A 663-nucleotide genomic window follows, 5' to 3' on the forward strand; every position below is an offset into this window, starting at 1 on the left:
GGCTGCCGACGTTCAACTCGCACGCCATCGAGAGCCAGCTGCACCACATCGAGGGCCTGTCCGAGCACTTCCTCTACTTCAACGACGACGTGATGCTCGGCAACGAGGTGACGCCGGGGGACTTCTTCCTCTCCAGCGGCCTCACCAAGTTCTTCCCCTCGCCCGCCCTGGTACCGCTCGGCGAGAAGACCGCGGGCGACCCGCCGGTCGCGGCGGCCGGCAAGAACAACCGCCGGCTGATCGAGGAGCGCTACGGCAAGGTGCTCGTCCAGAAGATGAAGCACATGCCGCACCCGCTGCGGCGCAGCGTGCTGGAGGAGATCGCCGAGCGCTTCCCCGAGGAGGTGTCGGCCACCGCCCGCAACCCCTTCCGCGCGAACACGGACCTGTCCCTCACCTCGTCCCTGCACCACCACTACGGCTACCTCACCGGCCGTTCGGTGCCCGGGCTGATCTCGTGCAGCTACATCAACGTCGGCAACTACGAGCACCACACCGTGCTCAGCCGGCTGCTGGCCTCGCGCAGCCACGACGTGTTCTGCATCGGCGAGTCGGCCGACGCCGAAGTGCCCGTGGACGAGCAGGACCGCGTGCTGCGCGCCTTCCTGAACGCCTACTTCCCGGTCCGCTCCCGCTTCGAGCGCGACTGACCGGAGCCCGTAC

General features: G+C 68.2%; 1 protein-coding gene. It reads left to right on the forward strand.

Annotated features, from left to right (window positions below; translation table 11 throughout):
• Window positions 1–650: stealth conserved region 3 domain-containing protein (locus tag EAO77_RS35670; protein ID WP_187283564.1), on the forward strand; the 650-nt coding region annotated here is incomplete at its 5' end.
• Window positions 651–663: the final 13 nt, after the last annotated feature.

The sequence above is a fragment of the Streptomyces sp. T39 genome (assembly GCF_008042045.1).
In the GTDB taxonomy this organism is placed as follows: domain Bacteria; phylum Actinomycetota; class Actinomycetes; order Streptomycetales; family Streptomycetaceae; genus Streptomyces.